The following is a 16,625-nucleotide window of genomic DNA, read 5'->3' as shown; positions in this document are numbered from 1 at the left end:
AAAAGCTAGAACAGCTTCTTTCAGTTCCAGCTTTTTTTATTTAGAAACGTGCAACTACAAGCTTCTTTTATTTCGTAATCAAAGCATCTAAACTAGCCACTGCCAGACTCATCTTCGCGATTTTATCCAACAAGGCAAAACGGTTGCGGCGAATCTGTTCATCTTCCACCATGACCATTGTTTGATCAAAATAAGCTTCGATCAATGGGCGCAGTGCCACTAAGCTTTGGTAGTTTTCTTCCATCGTTTGATGTGGGAACTTGTCCTCTACTGTTAAGACCGCTTCATACAAGGCAGTTTCAGAGTCGTTTTCAAACAAGGCAGGATCAATTGCTGCTTGATCCAATTCGGCTTTTTTCGCTAAATTGATCACCCGTGTCAAAGCTTCCATCGATGGTTTGAAGTCGTTGTCTTGCAGATGTTCTCTTAACATTTGAGCCGTTTCAAACAACGTACTGATGTCTGCTTGACGTGCGCCTAAGACAGCTTCGATGACATCATGACGCGTATTTTTGCTGAGTAAGAATTGACGCAGACGACCTTTCACAAAATCGGTCACTTGTTCTTGACCAGCGGCAAGTTGAATCCCAAAAACTTCTGGTTGAGCATTAATGGCTTCACGAATTTCTTCTTGCAACTGAGCAAATGGGAAGTACCAGCGCTTTTCAGCTAGGATGCGGATAATCCCGTAGGTTTGACGGCGTAAAGCATAAGGATCGTTTGAACCGCTTGGAACCATGTCAACAGCGAAGAAAGCAAGTAAGCTGTCTAATTTATCCGCAATCGCTAAAACAGCCCCGATTTTTGATTGTGGCAGCTCGCCTTCTGCTGAGATCGGCATGTAGTGTTCACGAATCGCTTGGGCAACTGCTGGTTTCTCTCCTTGGATCAGGGCATATTTTTCCCCCATGATCCCTTGCAACTCAGGGAATTCCCCTACCATATTGGTCACTAAATCAAATTTATAGATTTGAGCTGCCCGTTGAAGGTCGGTCAGTTCTTCTTGTGTTAAACCAACGGTCTTCCCGATGATTTGCGCTGCTAGTCCGACACGTTGCATTTTTTCATATAAGCTGCCGATTTTTTCGTGGAAGGTGACTTGCTTAAGTTTTTCCACGCAATGGTCAATGGTCAGCTTTTTGTCTTCATTGTAGAAAAACTCAGCATCTTCTAGACGAGCGGTCAGGACTTTTTGGTTTCCTTTGATGACATTATCGATTTTCACAGCATCCCCGTTGCGGGCAGAGATGAAGTGTGGCAGCAATTCTCCGTCAAGGGTGCGGACATCGAAGTAACGTTGATGTTCTTTCATAGAAGTAACTAATACTTCTTCAGGGACAGAAAGGTATTTTTCTTCAAAGTCTCCTACAAAGGCTGTTGGGTATTCAACTAGATTTGTCACTTCTTCTAGCAAGTCTTCATCTAAATCGATCCGCCAGTTGTTTTCTTGAGCGATCGCATTGATTTGTGCGGTGATCATTTGTTGACGTTCGCTTGGATCAGCGATGACAAATTGATGCTTCATTTTTTCCAAATAGTCGTCCGCATGATCAAATGTGACTGCCTCACCTAAGAAACGATGACCTTTTGACTCGCGACCGGTAACAATATCAAGGATTTGGAAAGGAATGACTTGCTCACCAAAGAGTGCTACGATCCAATGAATTGGTCGGATATATTCAAAATCGTAGTCTGCCCAGTGCATCGTTACTGGGAACGTCAAACTCGTGATTACTTCCTGCAATCCTTTCAATACCTCAACGGTTGGTTGACCTTGGGTATGTTTCGTTACATAGACATACTCAACACCTTTTAATTCACGGAAGGTGATGTCATCGGTTGTCAATCCTTGTCCACGAACAAACCCTTGAGCTGCTTTCGACCAATTGCCTGCATCATCTAACGCGATTTTTTTCGCTGGTCCTTTGACCTCTTCTTGCGTATCCGCTTGTTTTTCAGGAATACCGGTGACATAGACAGCCAAGCGGCGAGGTGTGGAATAGGCTTCGATCGTTGTATAAGGCAATGCATGAGCATCTAAGAAAGCTGCCGTTTTTTCTTGTAATTGTTTCATACTTGGGGTTACGACATGCGCAGGTAATTCCTCTAAGCCGATTTCTAATAATAGGTTTTGTGCCATCTTATTTTCCCTCCTCAATCAGTTTTTGCGCCACTTCTGGATCAAGCAATGGATAACCGAGATTTTTCCGTTCTGCTACAAATAGTTTTGCTACTTGACGTGCCATGTTACGGATACGTGCGAGGTACCCAGCACGTTCAGTGACGGAGACTGCGCCACGTGCATCCAACAAATTGAAGGTATGGCTGCATTTTAAGATATAGTCGTAAGCTGGATGAACTAAGCGTTCATCGATACAGCGTTTTGCTTCTTTTTCAAAACGATCGAAGTTCCCTAAAAGCAAGTCTTGGTCACTGACTTCAAAGGAATATTTTGAATGTTCATACTCAGGTTGGCGGAAAATCTCACCATATTTGACACCTGCAGACCATTCAAGATCGTAGACACTTTCAACTTCTTGAATATAAGATGCTAGACGTTCTAAGCCGTAAGTGATCTCTGATGTCACTGGCTTACATGCTAAGCCGCCGACTTGTTGGAAGTAAGTAAACTGAGTGATCTCCATCCCGTCTAACCACACTTCCCAACCAAGACCTGCACAACCCATTGAAGGATTTTCCCAGTTATCTTCGACAAAACGAATATCATGTTCTAATGGATCGATCCCTAAAAGACGCAGGCTTTCTAAATAAAGCTCTTGGATATTTTCAGGAGAAGGCTTCATCACGACTTGGAATTGGTGGTGCTGATACAAACGATTTGGGTTTTCCCCGTAGCGGCCATCAGCTGGACGGCGAGAAGGTTCTACGTAAGCGGCGTTCCATGGTTCTGGACCGATTGCACGTAAAAATGTATATGGGCTCATGGTTCCAGCCCCTTTTTCTGTATCATAGGCCTGCATCAGCATACAGCCGTTTTCGGACCAGAATTTTTGCAGGGTCAAAATCATCTCTTGCACAGTTAGTTTACTCATCTTTTTCTTCCTTTCTTATAACGCATTGACGACAGGATAAAATTCGACAACTGATCCAGGGATCAATTTCACTTCGACCACGACATCTGCTTCTAAAACATCCGATAAGTCGTAAAGCATTTGGTCTGGACTCGTTGTAAATTCATGTAAAAGCTGTTCATCCTTTAAAAGGCGAACTTGCAGTGGAATACTTGCTAATACTTTGAGCTTTTTTTCGGTAAACGCACTTGCTGGAATCGTCATATCAAATAACATAAAAACCCTCCTTTGTTTTTGACTATTCTTGGTGTGAAACATAAAAAAGTCCCTATATCTATACAAAGTGTATAGATATAGGGACGATACATTCGCGGTTCCACCCTACTTCCGACAAGTCGGCAGCTTCATTGATCATGCTCACGGACGCCTGCGAAATAAGGTTCCAACTTGGCTTTCACTCTCCCAAGTTCGCTTCATGGAATGGTCTTCTTTCTTTCTTCCGATCATAGCACGGATTCGATTACCCTTATGATAGTAGTTGAAGCTAGGGTTTGTCAATGATTAATTTGAACTTTTATGCTTCTGGACCTAAATCCGCCTGATCATGAAAGACGATCTCATCAGCGATTTTCCCATCACTTTCAAAAACGATGATCTCATTCATTCCGATTTTTAAAAACGGTGCTGGGACGTACAAGCGCTGCTGCGGTCCTTTTTCCCAAAAACGGCCGATCGTATGACCATTGACTTGGACAAACCCTTTACCCCAGCCTGGCAATTCGATAAAAGTATCTGCACATTCATCAAAAGCACATTCAAAGCGCGAGAAACTTGGTTGTCCTTTTTGCCATTTTCCTTGGAAATCAATGGCATGCAAATTATCCATCGGTAAGGGATAGATTTCCCAGTTGCTTTGGAAGGCACCATTGATGATCACACCGTCTTTGATGCCTTTGTGCTGATGGTTCATTTTTACGGAATAATTGACCCGCCCCATATTCTCCACTAAGATGCCCAACTCGTTTTCTGATTCTGATAAATCGAAACTGTAGGTTTGACCGATTTCTTGATCGTAATCGATGCGCAAAAGTTCCTGGTTGATAAACGTATGGGCACGATCCATCGTATTGATCAGACGGTAGTCGGCAATCTTCCGAGCAGGCCCAATCAGTGAGCGATAATAGATATAACCTGTCGCTTGATTGCAGGCTTCCATCGATAACGGGTAATTACTTATAATCGGTTGACTGATCGTGTCGATCGTCGAAAACAAGGAGACTCGTTCTTTCACTGAGAATGTTCCATAAGCTTTTCGCTCAATTTCCATACTCAAGGGAAACTCAGGAATTTCCGCATAGTCAGCGATCACCTTTTTGAAGGCTTGGTATTTGGCAGTAGGTTCTCCCCATTCTGTCAACAAGGCATCGTAATCATAGCTAGTGACATCCGGCGCTAAGCGTTCATAATAATTTGACCCGTTCATAAAGCCAAAGTTGGTCCCGCCATGAAACATATAGATATTGACAGAACCTAATGCTAAACAATCCTGCAATTCCTTTACTGCATCTTGTGTTGAGGTCGTATGGTGCTGGTCGTCACCCCAGGCATCAAACCAGCCGATCCAAAATTCCATGACCATCAGTGGCCGTTTTTCTCCGTGAAATTTTCGAAGTTTTTCAAAATTTTCCTTGATGTTGGAGCCACAGTTGATCGTAGGCAATGCCAAGTCTTTGATACTGCCGTTTTCTAGCATATCGTGCCAAGGTCCGTCAGAGGTCACTAACGGCGTTTCTACACCATGCTGCCGCATCGCAGCCACCATTTTCCGCAAATACTCTTTATCATTGGCATAGCTGCCGTATTCATTTTCTACTTGCATCATTATAATCGGACCGCCTTGGGTGATCTGCAGATCCCGCACTTGTGGAAACAAATGGGCGAAATAACGAGTGATTTTTTCCATAAATGGGGGATAATCAAACCGAAGCTTCATCATAGGATCTTGCAATAGCCAATAAGGCAGTCCCCCAAATTCCCACTCCGCACAAATATAAGGTGCTGGTCGCAAAATGACATAAAGCCCTACTTCTTGAGCCGTTTGGATAAATCGCCGCAAATCAAGGATCCCATCAAATTGATAGACACCTTCCTGTGCTTCATGAAGATTCCAAGGAACATAGGTTTCGACGGTATTGCAGCCCATCAAGCGTAGTTTCTCTAAGCGATCTTGCCAATATTCAGGAACGACACGAAAATAATGGATCGCTCCAGAGATCACTTTAAAAGGCTTGTTGTCTAAATAAAAGTCATCTTCAATAGCAAAAGTTCGCATCAGTTACGCCCCTCTTTGACGATATAGGTGGTGTATTGCGTCAGCATCATTTCTGAAGAAAGAACCTTACCCGTCAGAAGATCCGTTTTTCCAACAAACATTTCTGGCAGCGGTTGTGCTTCTTCGTGGAAATTGATGATGACGAAAAATTTCGCCTCTTCATTTTCACGACAGGCAATTTCTAGTTTAGTTGCCTCCTCGATCACTGGGGTAATATCGGTCTCTTTGACGATCGTTTTGAAAAGCTGATCTTGCAGCTGATCTTCCAACTGTCCACCAAAGTAATAGACGGTTCCATCGCCAAATGTATTTTTGGTCACTGCCGGCATTCCTGCATAGAAATTGCTCGTGTAATGCGCTAGCGCTTCGGCGTTTTCTAAATGGATCAAATCGCTGACTAAATTACTTGTTCCTGTAAGTTCTTCATTAACTAACGAAACCCCGTTTGATTGTTCTGGCGCTAATGCATCGATTTCTTCCACCCAGATGCCAGCTAACTCCCGCAAGGGGCCAGGGTAACCGCCTAAGTGAACATTGTCTGATTGATCAACGATGCCGCTCATATACGTTGTAAGTAAAGCACCGCCTTGCATAACGAAATCAGTTAGCCGCTCTTGCATCCCTTCTTTGATCATGTACAGAACCGGAGCTGCGACTAGCTTGTATTTTGATAAGTCAGCATCCACGGGAACCAAATCGACCGCAATATTTTGTTCGTAAAAATAGCGATAGTAGCGATGGATCTGTTCCACATATTTCAGATCAACCGTTGGACCACTCGTATAGTCTAAAGCCCAATAATTGTCCCAATCGAAAATCACAGCAACCTGTGCTTGGGTTTGCGTGCCAATGATGTCTGAAAGCTGCGCTAATTCAGCCCCAAGAGCTGCTGTTTCTCGGAAAACCCGCGTGTCTTCATGACCGACATGTTCGATGACCGCACCATGGAATTTCTCACAAGCACCAATGGAACGTCGCAATTGGAAGTATTGGATCGTATCTGCCCCATGAGCAATCGTTTGATAGCTTTGCGCCCGCATCTGTCCTGGTTTTTTTAATGAATTATAAGGCTGCCAGTTTTGTTGGGAAGGTGTTTGTTCCATCAGCATAAAGGGTTGCTGTTTTAACCCGCGCATCAAATCATGGGTCATGGCTACTAAGCTCCATGGCGTATTGTACGATGGATAATTATCCCACGAAACAAGGTCCATTTCCTTTGCCCACTTGAAATAATCCAGTCCTTTAAAGGTTCCCATCAAATTCGTTGTAATCGGTGTTGTGGGATCGATTTTCCGAATAGCGTCCCGCTCCATCATGTAGTTTTTTAAAAGACTATCCGAGTTGAACCGCCGGTAGTCAATAGAAATTCCTGCAAATGCCGTCTTGTTATAGCCGATTCCTTCTGACAGCGCATTTGGCAACACGATTTCATCCCATTCATACACGGTATGACCCCAAAATTCCATATTCCAGGCTTTATTCAGTGCTTCGATCGTATGATATTTATCCTTTAACCAGACACGAAACGCTTTTTCACAGTTGTCGCAATAACATTCGCCGCCGTATTCATTATTGATGTGCCAACAAGTCACTTGTGGATTTTCGCCGTAACGTTCGGCTAATTTCGTTGCCAAGCGTTCTGCGTATTTTTGATAAACCAAACTGTTGGGACAGGCATTGTGCCGTTGCCCAAACTTATGATGGCGTCCATCATAATCGGTGCGAGCGACTTCTGGATACTTCTTAAACATCCAAGCTGGCAAAGCAGCTGTGGAAGTGGCTAAGACGATGTCGAAACCTTCCGTACTTAATTTTCCGATGATTTGATCCAATTCCTCAAAATCATAACAATTTTCAGAGGGTTGGATCTTTGCCCATGAAAAAACATTGACGGTCGCGCTATTGATACTTGCTTTTTTAAAGATCCGAATGTCTTCTTCCCAAATCTCTTTCGGCCACTGATTTGGATTATAATCGCCGCCAAATAGAATTCTATCAAAAAATTTTGTCATGTAAGTGAACGCTCCTTTAAAATAAAATGATTTCTACTCTCTTATTGTAAGGCTTTTCATTCTGTTGTAGTATAATACATGAAACACTATTTTATAACTTTTCGAAACACGGAGGTACACTATGCCTATCTACTTTTATCAAACCAATCAGCAGCTGCCTTTATCTCTGGAAAGCATCGGCAACGATTGGGCGCAAGATGACGTCGCTCGTCCTGATGGCTATCCCTACTTCCATTGGCTGCAAACCGAGCAAGGGGAAGGCCGAATCACATTTGGTCAGGAATCGTTTATCTTACGTCCGAATGAAGGCATTTTGATTTTTCCTTTTACGCCCCATCGCTATTATCCATTGACTAACTGGAAAACATCCTTCGCCACATTCCAAGGCCCTTTGGCAGCTGAGGTGTTAAAGCAGTACACGAATCAGCCCTATATATTAGCTGAAGAGTCAGAAACCTTTTCTTATGTCACCTGGATCAATCAACGGATCAAAGAAGACCAACAAATCAGTTGGGACCCGCTACGGGCTTCTAGCGAATGTTACCGCTTTTTATTGGCGATCATGCAAGAACGCTCAGGCAATCCAACAGAAAAACACCCGCTGTTCCAACAATATCTGGTTCCCGTTATACAAGAAATCGAAACGAATTACGATCAGGCGATCACGATCAAAGAACTAGCAAGGCTCGTCTATGTGTCACCACAGTATCTCTCACGTCTGTTCCAACGTTTTTTGGGGCAATCTACTGCACAATATTTATTGAACTACCGCATGACCCGAGCCAAAGAGCTTTTGGTGGCACAGCCAGATCTGCCCATTCAACAAGCTGCCTTCGCAGTGGGGTTTCAAGATGCAAGTCACTTTACAGCATTATTCAAAAAAAGAGTCGGCTTAACTCCATTGAAGTTTCGCCAACTCTATCATTGATTTTTCGGTTTTAAGACGTCTTGCCATTGCCCCATCTGATCGATAAACTTCTTACTTTTTAAATGAATGCCCACATATTCATCATATAATAAATCAATCACTCGTCGGATCGCGGCTTTCGTTTCTGGCTTTAATTTGATTGAAGCAATCTGCTCGTAGGATATTTGCGAAAATAAGCGAATAAAATGGATCGCCCGAGAATCAGCATGATAACGACGTTCGTCCATCCCCCAGTGCTGTTCACATAAAATACCGCTATATTTTGAGGAATAATCAAACCGACCGTCGGTTTTTCCGCAGATCGCACAATGGGTCCAATTCGGGGTGATCCCGAAACGGTGCAAAATCTGGATCTCAAAAATATTGGTGATGATCTCTGCGTCGTTTTCTTGATCCATTAATTGCAAGGCCTCATGTAAAAATTGGTATAGATGTGGGTCATAGACTCGATCATCAATAGCAGAATCAGCCAAATTCAATAAGTAGGTTGCATAACCAGCAATAAAAATATCACTTTGGATCGTACGAAAAGGATGGATGTCTTTGGCATTGTTTAAAAAGGACAAGCCTTCCGTTTTGATGGTTCCCATGTAGGTGGCTTCAGTATAGGAGAGCAGCGCTGGTGCCAAGGGGTTATTTTTCCGATGGGCACCCTTGACATAAAACATTTGCTTCCCAGCAGATTCCGTAAAGATTTTGACTAGCTTGTCTTTTTCTTTATGGTCTTTTGAAAAAAGCAAGATTCCTTTTGTTTCAACAAGATTCATCGTCGCACCCCATTTCTTTAAAAAAACTGATCCAGTTCGCTAACTGCATCAGTTTTTCTTCATTAAAACAGATCATGTTTGATCTGCATGTCATCAATACTCATCTTTGCGATAGCCATAATCTGTTAAGAATGTTTGCTTGTCGCGCCAATCTTTTTGAACTTTTACCCATAATTCCAAGAAGACTTTGTCATCTAACAAGTGTTCAATGTCTAAACGAGCTTTCGTACCGATCTGTTTCAGCATTTTTCCGCCTTTACCGATGATAATGCCTTTTTGACTGTCACGTTCGACAATGATCGTCGCTTGAATATGCACCTTGTCATTGTGGTCTCGTTTCATGGAGTCAACCACGACCGCTACTGAGTGAGGTACTTCATCTCTGGTCAGTAGCAAGACTTTTTCCCGCACCAATTCGGAAACGATAAAGTATTCTGGATGATCCGTGATTTGATCCTCTGGGAAGTACTGAGGCCCTTCTGGCATTTCATCGATCAGTAGCTTCATTAACGTTTCGAAATTATTGCCTTCTATTGCGGAAATCGGTACGATCTCAGCAAAGTCCATTTGTGAGGAGTAGTCTTCAATAATTGCCAATAAGGCATCTGGATGGACTTTATCAATTTTATTGATCACGAGGAAAACCGGTGTCTGACTTTGGCGCAATCGTTCGATAATAAAATCATCGCCCTTGCCACGCTTTTGGTCCGCACTGATCATAAATAGCGTCACGTCAACTTCTCGCAGTGCACTATAGGCGGTTTCAACCATAAAATCGCCTAAACGGTGTTTGGGTTTATGGATCCCTGGTGTATCGATAAAGATCAGCTGTGCGTCATCCGTCGTGTAGACCCCTTGGATTTTGTTACGGGTCGTTTGCGCTTTGTCACTCATGATCGCGATTTTTTGTCCTACGACTCGATTTAGTAGTGTTGATTTCCCAACATTTGGCCGCCCGACGATCGCAACGAAGCCTGATTTGTGTGTTGTCATTGTTGTTCCCCTTTATCTTGTGTTTTGGTGCGCATCAGAAGAGCTGCAGCAATTTTGGCAAGAAGATGATCGCTGCGACGACTAACGCAAAAAATGCGGTCATCAGCACGGCACCAGCTGCCATATCTTTGATTTTTTTTCCGATAGGATGGAAATGGAAATCTGTAAACATATCTACGACGTTTTCAAAGACGGTGTTGATGATCTCAACGATCCAGACTAAGAAAACAGCTAGCAGCAACCAGAGCCATTCCATTTGACTCAAACGGAAAATAAAGCCTACAATGATCGCAACGATTCCTAGTGCAACATGTTTACGCATATTGCGTTCCTCTTTAAAGACGGTTTTTATACCAGTGAAAGCAAATTCGATCGACGAAATAAATTGTTTGTTTTTCCCAATATTCTTATCTTTTGAGTCCATAGGCATCCAGTATTTCCTTTTGCAATCCAAACATTTCCTTTTCATCTTCAGGTGTCATATGATCATAGCCATTGATATGCAAGAAACCATGTAACGCCAAGAAACCCAGCTCCCGATCATAGGTGTGTCCGTATTCAGCAGCTTGTTCTTTCGCTCGTTCAATGGAGATCATAATATCTCCAAGATCACGCGGCAGCTCTTCAAGGGCTTCGTCAAAAATGATCGACAGCTCTTCGTCTGTTTCTTCTTCAAAGGCAAAACTAATGACATCTGTTGGCATATCTTTGCCGCGGTACTCCCGATTGATTTCTTGGATCGCCGCATTGTCCATAAATGTGACGGACATTTCTGTATCCTCTGGAAGTTCTAAATGTCCTGCAGCAAATTGCAACAGTCCTTCGATCTCTTTGATCTTGGTTTCCCCCACTGAATTTGTCTCATCTAAAAAGGTAATCTCCATTAGCGCTCTCTTCTTTCTTGTTCTTCTTTCATTTTCTCTGCTTCCGACTTCATTTTTGGATATTTGATCCGTGAATGGAAGGTACTGCAAAGTCCGTTGACCAGTGATTTTTCAATCATTCGGATTTCTTTCAAAGTCAGGCCTGTTTCATCCAGTTGACCGTCTAAGATCCGATCATTGATGAGATTTGCAACAAATTCTTGAATCTTTTGATTTGTTGGATTTTCCATCGCTCGAACAGCTGCTTCACAACTATCCGCGATACTCACAACGCCAGCTTCTCGTGTTTGCGGTTTTGGACCAGGATAACGGAAATCTTCTTCCGTTACCTCGGGATTACGCTCTTTGGCTTTCACGTAGAAATACCGCATCAAGGTCGTGCCATGGTGTTGACGACAAATGTCGATCACCATGCGGGGCATTTTGGCTTCTTCGAGAATTTCCGCCCCATCGATCACGTGACCGAAGATAATTTGTTTGCTGTCTTCAGGCAACAAGAAATTATGCGGGTTTTCGGCACCAGCAGGTAAATTTTCTACGAAGAAATTGGCATGTTTGACCTTGCCGATATCATGGTAATAACAAGCCACACGAGTCAGTAAGCTTTGCCCGCCGATTTCGGCAACGGCATTGGCACTAAGATTGGCAACCATCATACTGTGATGATACGTTCCTGGCGCTTCTTCCAGCAACTGTTTTAATAATGGATGATTCGGGTTACTCAATTCATTTAACACGATCATACTCTCATCCGTCACCAACAATTCGATGTAAGGATGTAGTCCCATCGTTAGCAAATAGCTTAAGAGAGAGCCTGCTAAGCCACAAATGATCGTGGTCCAAGTGTTCCCGCGAGCAAAATCCATTCCTTGGAAAATCACCAGCACAAAACTCAGTAAGAGCGGAAAGACGATCACCCACGCTACTGCCGTTTTCCCTTGACTAGCGATGCGGGCGCGCTTGATCATCGTTCCCATCAAGCCAGAAAACAAATAGGTGACTAAGACGGTCGTCAACAAGTTGGTTCCGCTAGAATCAAAGTAAATAAAGAGTGCACTGATTACTTGGAAAATCGCAGACAAAATCCCCAAACGACGGCTGGAGAAAATACTCAGGATCAACGGTGTAAACGCAGCTGGGAAAAACAGCGGGATAAAGGTCACTAATTCAGATTGGAAAAGTTGGAAAAACTTCATGATCAAAATACTGAATGCCATTGCCAAAATATAAAACGTGACCGCATTCATCCGTTTTTCCACGTCTTTCGTCTGTTTCGTGTAATAAAACACCATAAGCATCTGTAAGACTGTTGCTAACACTAAAGCGATCAATGGAAAAACAGAAAAGGTCTGATTAGTCATTCCTAAAAGCTGCAGCTTCTCTAGGGCATTGGCATCGATCTGCGAGCCCTCACGGACAATGATCTCTCCTTGATAAATCATCACTGGAGGAACAGCATCCATGGCGGTTTGCCGTGCTTCTTCTGTCCGTTTTTCATTTGGGATATCGTTCACGACGATTCCTTGATTGACTAAGAAACGTAAGACAGAAGCCATATCTGAGCTAACATCTAAGAACTGGATCTTATCTTCCGCCTCAGAACGGAACGTACTTAATTCCGTTTGGCGGATCTGTTTCGCCATTTGTTCATCTATTAATTGTAGCGCATAGGTACGCACTGTATTTAATTCATCATCACTTAATGAGAACATCGTCGTCAAAAAATTATTGGTAAATGACTGATAAAAATCTAGTTCATCATCACTCATTTTTTCAAATTCTTGTTTTAAGGCTGCGATATATTCATCTTTACTAGGTTTAGGGATATTTTCATCCTCATCGGCTTCAGCCACTTTTTTTTCATGAGCTTCATCCACTGATTTTTTGACTGAAGCAACTAAGTCAAATAAATGATCGATACGATCATGCTGCGTTTGCGCCAGTGTATCCTGATACGTGTACTCTGGTGGTACAGCTTCGGCAGCCAGTTTACGTTTTTGTTCCGTCGCAGCGGTATTTTCGATCGTTTTATTGGCACGGATATTTTCTTCCGCCACTTGACCTTCGCTATAATCGACATTGTTTTGTTTGACGCTGGTGTACATGATACCAATCGAAAAAAGAAAGAAAAGGAACATCAAAACTGGTAGATAGAATTTCCCAAGTCTTTCTCTAAATTTCCGTAGTGGTTGAATGATCATAGTTCTCCTCCTAAAAGACGATCAGCGCTTGTCTTTAAGATCTGCTTCTTCATATGCGCGAATGATCTCGGCAACAACTGGATGCCGCACGACATCTCCTGCTTCAAAATTAGCAAAAGCAATTTTAGGGATCTCTTGTAACGTCCGTTCGGCGTGGATCAGGCCGCTTAAAGTCCCTTTTGGCAAATCGATCTGGCTGGTATCGCCATTGACGATCATTTTAGAGTTGAATCCTAAACGGGTCAAAAACATTTTCATTTGAGCGATCGTCGTATTTTGCGCTTCATCTAAAATGACAAAGGCATCTTCTAGCGTACGTCCACGCATATATGCCAAGGGTGCGATCTCAATGACGCCTCGTTCCATGAGACGGTTCGTATGATCCATCCCAAAAATTTGATACAACGCATCATAAACGGGGCGTAAGTAAGGATCGACTTTTTCTTTCAAGTCTCCTGGTAGGAAACCAAGATTTTCTCCTGCTTCAACGGCGGGACGTGTCAAAATGATTTTTTGCACTTGGCCTTTCTTTAGAGCTGCAATTGCCATTACGACTGCTAAGAAGGTCTTTCCGGTTCCAGCGGGGCCGACACCAAACACTACATCATGTTTACGGACGGCTTCGATATATTTTTTTTGCCCAGCATTTTTCGCTCGGATCGGTTTGCCGTTACGGTCTTTGATGATCTCTTCTTCATACATATCTTTGAAATAATCAAGACTGCCCTTATTCACCATATTCAACGCAGTGATCACATCAGGGGTACTGATATTGATGCCTCGTTTGATCAACTCTTGCAAAGCCCGAATCACGGATTGTGCCTTTTCAGCGGCTTCAGTTTCTCCTACGATTTGGATCAGCTCACCACGAGTGTGAATGACCGTTCCTGTGGAGTCTTCAATAATTTTGATGTTCTTATCGTGGGCACCTAATAATAAACGAACGTCATCGTTTTCACTAAGTGTTATCTCGATCGTTATTGTTTTGTCTGTCAAATATGTTACAGCTCCTTTTTTGGCGTTCTTATTAATAATAACATAAGATGGAAAAAAGAAAAATTACTTATCAAGCACAACAGTCGTTTCCCCTTGTCCTTATGCTTTTTTTAAGTTTTCGAAATCAGAAAAAAAAGCCGCAAGCATGTCATCCATACTTGCGGCGTGAGCTTACATTTGATCCAATAATTCTTTAACGATCGCATTGACTTGATTACCGTCTGCTTTGCCTTTAACTTGTGGCATTACAGCACCCATCACTTTTCCAAATTCTTTGGAAGAAGAAGCACCAGTCTTTTCAATCGCTCCAGCGACGATTTGGCGGATTTCCGCTTCATCTAGTTGTGCTGGCAAATATTTTTCAACAACTGCAATTTCAACTTTGACTTTCTCTGCTAGATCATTTCGGTCAGCTTTCTCAAACTCATTTAAAGAATCACGACGCTGTTTCATCTCACGAGACAAAACGGTCAACTCTTCTTCTTCATTCAAGTCAGAACCTTTTTTGATCTGCTCATTTTGAATTGATGCTTTCAACATGCGGATCACCTGCAAGGTTTCCTTGTCTTTGGCTTTCATCGCTATCTTCATGTCATCATTCAGTGTACTTAGTAGTGTCACACTACCAGCTCCAATTCTCAAAACAGTAGAAAATTAGAATTTTTTGCGTTTTCTAGCTGCTTCAGATTTTTTCTTACGCTTTACGCTAGGTTTTTCGTAAAATTCACGTTTACGAGATTCCTGTAAAGTACCCGCTTTTGACACGGAACGTTTGAAGCGACGAAGAGCATCGTCAAGTGATTCGTTTTTGCGAACGACTGTTTTTGACATGTAAATTCCCTCCCTCCGAGCTTAAAAAGTAACCGTAGTTGTTATTGAAATAAAATCCCAAAAAACACGACTGTCCTTTAAAAATTATAGCTAACCCCTGAAAAAGTGTCAAGGCATTCTGTTAAAAAAGTCTTCGATCCCATCAAGTTTGTTTGGGTTTTCATTGACATTCTTCACAACGGCCCAAAATCTCGAAGCGATGTCCCTCGATCAAGCAGCCAGGAAGCTGTTCTTGGAAGAAGTCCATCGGGCAAATATGCAGTTCTTTTGTTTTGCCACAAACCGTGCAAATGAAGTGATGGTGATGATGGTCCTCTAATTCTGCACAGCAGTTATAGCGAAACTTCATCTCCCCGTTCAGCTCTGTTTCTTCTAAAATACCGATCTCAGAAAAATCATGCAAATTACGGTAGATCGTATCATAGCTCAAGCCAGGATACTTTTCTGACATGTATTCATGAATTTCCTTGGCTGGCAAATAGCGATTGCGCTTCACTAAATAGGTGATGATCGCTTCTCTTTTTTTGGTATATTTAAAGCCATTTTCTTTCAATGTAGTCATGGCATGCTCAATAAGTGTTTGATTTTTCATCGTAGGCCCTCCTGATAAATCAAAATCATTCCGATTCTATCGATCTTAAGTATGGTATAATGAAATCAATAAAAAAGCAAGAGAGGATTTTTCTTATGAAGCCAACTGAACCTGAACAACCAGACTTGCAAGAAAAATTGCAAACCAGTGCCGCAGTGACGATGTTCGTGTTGTCGGACTCTGCCGGCGAAACGGCATCGAAGCTTGCACAAGCGACAATGGCCCAATACCCCAGCGTCGAATTTAACCTTTTTAGACGCACGTTTATCCACACAAAAGAGCATTTGATCAAAGCTTTGTCTGATGCAAAAAAACACAACGCCATTATTCTTCATACCTTGATCAAAGAAGAACTTGTGGATTTGACGAATCATTTTTGTGAAGAAGCTGACCTTTACCATTTCGACGTATTGACCCCTCCAGTAAGTGAAGTAGAACGACGAACTGGCGTAGCACCTTCACGAGAGCCAGGGGCTTTGCACCACTTAAACGAAAATTATTTCAAACGCATCAAAGCCATGGAATTTGCGGTTATGTACGATGATGGGAAAGACCCTCGTGGCTTCTTGGAAGCAGATGTCGTGTTACTAGGGGTTTCTCGGACGTCAAAAACGCCTTTGAGTCTATTTCTAGCAAACAAAAATTTAAAAGTTGCTAACCTGCCTTTAGTACCGCAAGCCCACATCCCAAAACAGCTCTGGGAAATCGATCCGAAAAAAATCGTCGGGCTAACAAACGATCCGAATGTGTTAAACAGTATTCGCAAAGAACGGATGCGCTCCTACGGCTTGAACCCAGATTCTGCGTATTCCGATATAGAAAAAATCAAAGCGGAGCTGACGTTTGCCAATGATCTGTATGAAAAACTAGGCTGTGTCGTGATCAATGTCGCTTCTCTTTCCATCGAAGAAACCGCCTCTATGATTTTAAATGCATTAAACTTAGAAGATCATAGCTATTACACGTCAGAAACGAAAGACTAACATCGATGAAGCAATGAAAAATGGTGAGCAGAAAATCTTCTGCTCACCGTTTTTGGTCTGTGGCTCATTTATTA

General features: G+C 42.6%; 16 protein-coding genes. 2 read left to right on the top strand and 14 right to left on the bottom strand.

The window, feature by feature from the left end:
• Positions 1-67: 67 nt before the first annotated feature.
• From glyS to IGI82_RS07835, 5 genes are all read right to left on the bottom strand, one after another.
• Complete coding sequence (gene glyS, locus IGI82_RS07855) at positions 68-2,140, bottom strand: glycine--tRNA ligase subunit beta (protein WP_213335162.1); 2,073 nt, start codon at positions 2,138-2,140, stop codon at positions 68-70.
• Position 2,141: 1 nt separating this feature from the next.
• The gene (gene glyQ / locus IGI82_RS07850) at positions 2,142-3,053 is read right to left on the bottom strand and encodes a glycine--tRNA ligase subunit alpha (RefSeq protein ID WP_422700539.1); all 912 of its coding nucleotides are present in this window, start codon (positions 3,051-3,053) and stop codon (positions 2,142-2,144) included.
• Positions 3,054-3,068: 15 nt separating this feature from the next.
• The gene (locus tag IGI82_RS07845; protein ID WP_015509542.1) at positions 3,069-3,308 is read right to left on the bottom strand and encodes a hypothetical protein; all 240 of its coding nucleotides are present in this window, start codon (positions 3,306-3,308) and stop codon (positions 3,069-3,071) included.
• A 298-nt stretch (positions 3,309-3,606) separates the two neighbouring features.
• Positions 3,607-5,364: a glycoside hydrolase family 35 protein gene (locus tag IGI82_RS07840; RefSeq protein ID WP_231473551.1), complete on the bottom strand. Its 1,758-nt coding sequence runs from the start codon at positions 5,362-5,364 to the stop codon at positions 3,607-3,609.
• The gene (locus IGI82_RS07835) at positions 5,364-7,376 is read right to left on the bottom strand and encodes a beta-galactosidase (protein ID WP_438842008.1); all 2,013 of its coding nucleotides are present in this window, start codon (positions 7,374-7,376) and stop codon (positions 5,364-5,366) included. Before IGI82_RS07835 ends, IGI82_RS07840 begins: the two co-directional genes overlap by 1 nt.
• Before the next feature lie 121 nt (positions 7,377-7,497).
• On the opposite strand from IGI82_RS07835, the gene IGI82_RS07830 reads away from it, so the two are divergent.
• Positions 7,498-8,304, top strand: coding sequence for an AraC family transcriptional regulator (locus IGI82_RS07830; RefSeq protein ID WP_087627360.1), 807 nt, complete (start codon positions 7,498-7,500; stop codon positions 8,302-8,304).
• Here the strand turns inward: IGI82_RS07830 and recO are convergent.
• The 9 genes from recO to IGI82_RS07785 all read right to left on the bottom strand — a co-directional run bounded on the left by recO (position 8,298) and on the right by IGI82_RS07785 (position 15,568).
• Positions 8,298-9,071, bottom strand: a complete 774-nt coding sequence (gene recO / locus IGI82_RS07825) for a DNA repair protein RecO (protein ID WP_005225847.1) — start codon at positions 9,069-9,071, stop codon at positions 8,298-8,300. The two genes, IGI82_RS07830 and recO, sit on opposite strands and share 7 nt — an antisense overlap.
• Before the next feature lie 93 nt (positions 9,072-9,164).
• Positions 9,165-10,064: a GTPase Era gene (era, locus tag IGI82_RS07820; RefSeq protein ID WP_438842007.1), complete on the bottom strand. Its 900-nt coding sequence runs from the start codon at positions 10,062-10,064 to the stop codon at positions 9,165-9,167.
• 34 nt (positions 10,065-10,098) lie between these two features.
• Positions 10,099-10,488, bottom strand: coding sequence for a diacylglycerol kinase family protein (locus IGI82_RS07815; RefSeq protein WP_170927563.1), 390 nt, complete (start codon positions 10,486-10,488; stop codon positions 10,099-10,101).
• A complete protein-coding gene (gene ybeY, locus IGI82_RS07810; RefSeq protein WP_005225844.1) occupies positions 10,472-10,948 on the bottom strand; it encodes an rRNA maturation RNase YbeY in 477 nt (158 codons plus the stop codon). Before ybeY ends, IGI82_RS07815 begins: the two co-directional genes overlap by 17 nt.
• Entirely contained in the window at positions 10,948-13,149 is a 2,202-nt protein-coding gene (locus IGI82_RS07805; protein ID WP_438842006.1) for an HD family phosphohydrolase, read from the bottom strand. The genes ybeY and IGI82_RS07805 overlap by 1 nt, the downstream gene beginning before the upstream one ends.
• A 21-nt stretch (positions 13,150-13,170) precedes the next feature.
• A complete protein-coding gene (locus IGI82_RS07800; RefSeq protein WP_005225842.1) occupies positions 13,171-14,145 on the bottom strand; it encodes a PhoH family protein in 975 nt (324 codons plus the stop codon).
• A 171-nt stretch (positions 14,146-14,316) separates the two neighbouring features.
• Positions 14,317-14,766 carry a GatB/YqeY domain-containing protein gene (locus tag IGI82_RS07795; protein WP_438842005.1) on the bottom strand — a complete coding sequence of 150 codons (450 nt, stop codon included), beginning with the start codon at positions 14,764-14,766 and terminating at the stop codon, positions 14,317-14,319.
• 33 nt (positions 14,767-14,799) lie between these two features.
• The gene (gene rpsU, locus IGI82_RS07790) at positions 14,800-14,976 is read right to left on the bottom strand and encodes a 30S ribosomal protein S21 (RefSeq protein ID WP_002356740.1); all 177 of its coding nucleotides are present in this window, start codon (positions 14,974-14,976) and stop codon (positions 14,800-14,802) included.
• Between the two features lie 160 nt (positions 14,977-15,136).
• Entirely contained in the window at positions 15,137-15,568 is a 432-nt protein-coding gene (locus IGI82_RS07785) for a Fur family transcriptional regulator (protein WP_005225833.1), read from the bottom strand.
• A 95-nt stretch (positions 15,569-15,663) separates the two neighbouring features.
• Here IGI82_RS07785 and IGI82_RS07780 point away from each other — a divergent pair, with 95 nt between their 5' ends.
• Complete coding sequence (locus IGI82_RS07780) at positions 15,664-16,551, top strand: pyruvate, water dikinase regulatory protein (protein WP_010748043.1); 888 nt, start codon at positions 15,664-15,666, stop codon at positions 16,549-16,551.
• Positions 16,552-16,625: the final 74 nt, after the last annotated feature.

The sequence above is a fragment of the Enterococcus sp. AZ067 genome (assembly GCF_051715005.1).
In the GTDB taxonomy this organism is placed as follows: domain Bacteria; phylum Bacillota; class Bacilli; order Lactobacillales; family Enterococcaceae; genus Enterococcus_D; species Enterococcus_D casseliflavus.
Note: the sequence above shows the minus strand (reverse complement) of the source record. Positions and strands in the feature narration are given on the sequence as shown.

What these genes read in the sequence shown, in the direction of transcription:
- IGI82_RS07780 (WP_010748043.1), top strand. Translation starts at nt 15,664, where the DNA reads ATGAAGCCAACTGAACCTGAACAACCAGACTTGCAAGAAAAATTGCAA.
- IGI82_RS07845 (WP_015509542.1), bottom strand. Translation starts at nt 3,308, where the DNA reads ATGTTATTTGATATGACGATTCCAGCAAGTGCGTTTACCGAAAAAAAG.
- era (WP_438842007.1), bottom strand. Translation starts at nt 10,064, where the DNA reads ATGACAACACACAAATCAGGCTTCGTTGCGATCGTCGGGCGGCCAAAT.
- glyS (WP_213335162.1), bottom strand. Translation starts at nt 2,140, where the DNA reads ATGGCACAAAACCTATTATTAGAAATCGGCTTAGAGGAATTACCTGCG.
- glyQ (WP_422700539.1), bottom strand. Translation starts at nt 3,053, where the DNA reads ATGAGTAAACTAACTGTGCAAGAGATGATTTTGACCCTGCAAAAATTC.
- IGI82_RS07785 (WP_005225833.1), bottom strand. Translation starts at nt 15,568, where the DNA reads ATGAAAAATCAAACACTTATTGAGCATGCCATGACTACATTGAAAGAA.
- ybeY (WP_005225844.1), bottom strand. Translation starts at nt 10,948, where the DNA reads ATGGAGATTACCTTTTTAGATGAGACAAATTCAGTGGGGGAAACCAAG.
- rpsU (WP_002356740.1), bottom strand. Translation starts at nt 14,976, where the DNA reads ATGTCAAAAACAGTCGTTCGCAAAAACGAATCACTTGACGATGCTCTT.
- IGI82_RS07835 (WP_438842008.1), bottom strand. Translation starts at nt 7,376, where the DNA reads ATGACAAAATTTTTTGATAGAATTCTATTTGGCGGCGATTATAATCCA.
- recO (WP_005225847.1), bottom strand. Translation starts at nt 9,071, where the DNA reads ATGAATCTTGTTGAAACAAAAGGAATCTTGCTTTTTTCAAAAGACCAT.
- IGI82_RS07840 (WP_231473551.1), bottom strand. Translation starts at nt 5,364, where the DNA reads ATGCGAACTTTTGCTATTGAAGATGACTTTTATTTAGACAACAAGCCT.
- IGI82_RS07815 (WP_170927563.1), bottom strand. Translation starts at nt 10,488, where the DNA reads ATGGACTCAAAAGATAAGAATATTGGGAAAAACAAACAATTTATTTCG.
- IGI82_RS07805 (WP_438842006.1), bottom strand. Translation starts at nt 13,149, where the DNA reads ATGATCATTCAACCACTACGGAAATTTAGAGAAAGACTTGGGAAATTC.
- IGI82_RS07830 (WP_087627360.1), top strand. Translation starts at nt 7,498, where the DNA reads ATGCCTATCTACTTTTATCAAACCAATCAGCAGCTGCCTTTATCTCTG.